This is a genomic window from Actinosynnema sp. NPDC023658 (assembly GCF_040639995.1).
In the GTDB taxonomy this organism is placed as follows: Bacteria; Actinomycetota; Actinomycetes; order Mycobacteriales; family Pseudonocardiaceae; genus Actinosynnema.
Map to the genome: position 1 here is coordinate 1 of NZ_JBFAAX010000608.1, position 3,421 is coordinate 3,421.

The window sequence follows — 3,421 nt, forward strand, 5'->3', positions numbered from 1 at the left end:
CAGCAGCGCCTCGTGGGTGATCTCGACGGTGTCGCGGTCGCTGGTGAGGAGGCGGGCCCGGGTGAAGGCGTCCACCACCGCGGCGGGCAGTTCCCGCAGCGGTACGCGGCGCCGGGTGTCGTCGGTGCCGTCCCCGATCCGGACCAGCCGCAGGAACGCCGTGCGCGCCAGGCGTTGCCCGTCCTCGTCGAGCGAGGCGAAGGTGGCGTCGGCGGTGGTGGCGAGGGCGTGCTGGATGCCGCCCGAGTCGCGGTAGCCCTGGACGGTGAGCGTGGACCCGTTGCGCTGCTGCCAGCACACGCGCAGGGCGTGGGCGAGCAGCGGCAGCCGTCCGGCCTCGTAGCCGGAGGTCGCGCCGAGGTCGGTGAGCAGGAGGTCGACCAGGCCGGTCTCGATGTCGAGGCCGGCCAGCCGGGCGGGCATGACGATGGTCTCCCGCAGTTCCGCCCGACCCATCGGGCCGACGACCAGCGGGGCGTCCTGCAGCGCCGCCCGCAACGGCGGGTGGTCGGCGCAAGCGGCGTGGAAGTCGGCCCGAACGCCGAGCACGACGAGCGCCTGCGCCGGGTCGGCGGCCAGCTCGGCGAGCCGGTCGACGTACGCCTTGCGCCTGTCCTCGTCGGCGCACAGCGTGAACAGCTCCTCGAACTGGTCCACGACGAGCACGACGCGGCCTTCCCCGTCGCCCGGATCCACCTCGGGTTCCGCCGTGGGGGTGCACACGACCACCCGCCACCGGTCCGACCCGGGCAGGGCGGCCTGCGCCAGGCTCGGTACCAACCCGGCCCGGAGCAGCGAGGACTTGCCCGCGCCGGACGGCGCGATGACCACCTGGATCCCACCCTCGCGGCTGCGCCGGTCCATCAGGCTGATCAGGTCCGCGACCACCGCGTCCCGGCCGAAGAACCAGTCGGCCTGCTCGGCCTCGAACGCCGCCAGACCCGGGTAGGGGCACTCACCGCTCACGGGCCCGAAGGTCCGCACCCGCTCACCCACGCCGTCGCCCAGGTGGACGTGCTGGTCGCGCGCCACCTGGATGACGCTGCTGCCATCGGACGCCCAGGCTGCTTGCGAGACCCGCTGCCCGTCACCTTCGAGTTCCACCACCCACCCCCAAGCGGCCATTATGGCCTCGACAGCTCTGCGCTATTCCGCATAAATACGTCTTGTCCCCTGCGGAGCCACGTCCGGCTGACGGTCTCGGTCGTGCGCACGAAACTGCCACGCGGCGAATGCCTGCTGTGCGCCGGGTCCTACCTGCGGGTTTGTCGGGTTCTTTCTCTCGTGCGCCTTCTTCCCGCATGGATGGGCAATTCCGGCGTCGTATTCCGGTCGAGTATCGCCTGAAGGTGGTCTTCACCCGATTCGGTGGTAACTCCGCCCGCCCTTCTCCCGCGCCACGCGCTCGACCAACGCCACCGCCGTGTCGTCGACCGGCGGTCGCCAGTGCGGTTCGGCGCAGCACGGCGACCTCGTTGCCCGCGGTCATCCCGTCGGCGTGCGCGATCCTGCTACTTTCCTCGGTATGAAGGCGATCAACCGACGGATGGTCGTGACCGCGCTGGTCGTGGTGGCCTGCTTCGCCCCGGCGGCCGCTCCGGCAGCCGCCCCGGCGGTCAGCGCCGAGCCCGCTGTGGCCACGGCTGACGTGGGTTACGCCAAGCCGGGCGCCACGGCGTACCTCGACTGGCGGCTGCTGGACCGGATCCGGCGGGCGAACGCCTACGCGGAGAGCCGCCCCGGTTTCGTCGGGATGGTGGTGCGGGACCGCAAGACCGGCGCCGTCCGGCGCAACATCCACTCGGGCACGCTGATCTGGGCCTGCTCCACGCCCAAGCTCGCCATGGTCGTCGACCTGCTGCTGCGCAACGACGCCGGCACCGTCAGCCTGACGGCCGAGGACCGCGACCTGATGCACCGGATGCTGAACTCCAGCGACGACAACGCGGCGCACACGCTGTGGACCCGCTACGGCGGCGAGCAGGAGTTCGCGTCGCGCTTCCCGTCGTACGGGATGACCGACATGCGGTTCACCGACCAGCACCCGCACCACTGGGGTTGGATCCTCACCACGGCCGACGACCTCGATCGGCTGATGAACTACGTGCTGACCCGGCTCCCGGCCGCCCACCGCGACTACATCGTCAACGAGATGCGGTCGGTCGCCGCCAACCAGCAGTGGGGCGTGTGGGGCGCCGGTGCCGCAGCCCGGCCGGGCAACAAGGACGGCTGGTCCGACGACAACGACGACGGTTCGTGGCTGATGAACTCGGTCGGCTTCGTCGGCCCCGACGAGCGCTACACCCTCGCCATCATGAACAACACCCAGACGGTCGAGAACGGGTACGCGGTGGGCATGGAGACCACGACCCAGATCAGCCGGATCATCTTCGACGGTTACTTCGGCTGATCGCGCAGTCCGCGCCCTGAGGCCGGCGGAGATCACCAGGCGACCGCAACCAACCCGGCCACCAGCGATACGACGGCCGCAGTCGACCTCCGCCGCGAACAGCACACCAGGTCCTCCGTCGGGTCGTGCACTACCGCGCCGTTCGCGCAGATCGCGGGTGGTGAGCGCCGAGTCCCGCTACACCGGTGCGAGCCTGCGCGGTGCACGGGGCCGGTGATCAGCACGTCCCGGCCGCGGTGGCGTCCGACGACGCGCACGGCGTCCCGCGACGTAGTCCTCCGCACGGCCGAAGGGAAGCGAGCCCGATGCACGTCGAACGACAGGACACCGTCGAGGACGCCGAGCGGCTGCGCGCCCGGCTCCGCCACGTCCGCTGGCTGGGCGGCGGCAGCGGCAGCGGCAAGTCGACCACCGCCCGTCGCCTGGCCGGGCACGGCCTGCACCTCTACGCGACGGACGACGTGATGGCGGACCACGCCGGTCGGTGCACGCCCGAGGACGCGCCGTACCTGCGCGGGTTCGCGGAGATGGACATGGACGAGCGGTGGGTGAACCGCTCCCCGGACGCCATGCTCGACACGTTCCACTGGTTCCAGGGTGAGGGGTTCCACCTCATCGTCGAGGACCTCCTCCGGCTCCCGGAGAGCCCCGGCGTGATCGTCGAGGGCTTCCGGCTGCTGCCGCGCCTCGTGCGGCCCTACCTGACCGAACCCGCCCAGGCCGTCTGGCTCCTGCCGACGCCCGCGTTCCGCGAGGCCGCGTTCGCCTCCCGCGGCACGCTGTGGGACATCCCCCGCAGGACCAGCGCTCCGGAGAAGGCGCTGCGCAACCTGCTCGACCGGGACCGGATGTTCACCGATCGCCTCCGGGCGGAGGCCGGGGGCCTGGGGCTGCCCGTGATCGAGGTCGACCCCACCGTGACGGAGGACGACCTGACCGAGCGGGTCACGCAAGCGTTCGGCCTGTGACCGCGGGTTGGTCGCATCGTCGGGTGGTGCACACCACCCGACG

The 3,421-nt window shown here is 71.6% G+C and carries 2 protein-coding genes and 1 pseudogene; 2 read left to right on the forward strand and 1 reads right to left on the reverse strand.

Going from position 1 to position 3,421, the window contains the following annotated elements:
- Nucleotides 1–1,104: pseudogene (locus AB0G02_RS32035) on the reverse strand (hypothetical protein); the annotation flags it as partial.
- Nucleotides 1,105–1,525: 421 nt separating this feature from the next.
- Here AB0G02_RS32035 and AB0G02_RS32040 point away from each other — a divergent pair.
- Nucleotides 1,526–2,410: a serine hydrolase gene (locus AB0G02_RS32040; RefSeq protein WP_360801585.1), complete on the forward strand. Its 885-nt coding sequence runs from the start codon at nucleotides 1,526–1,528 to the stop codon at nucleotides 2,408–2,410.
- A 305-nt stretch (nucleotides 2,411–2,715) separates the two neighbouring features.
- Nucleotides 2,716–3,378, forward strand: a complete 663-nt coding sequence (locus AB0G02_RS32045; protein WP_360801588.1) for a hypothetical protein — start codon at nucleotides 2,716–2,718, stop codon at nucleotides 3,376–3,378.
- Nucleotides 3,379–3,421: the final 43 nt, after the last annotated feature.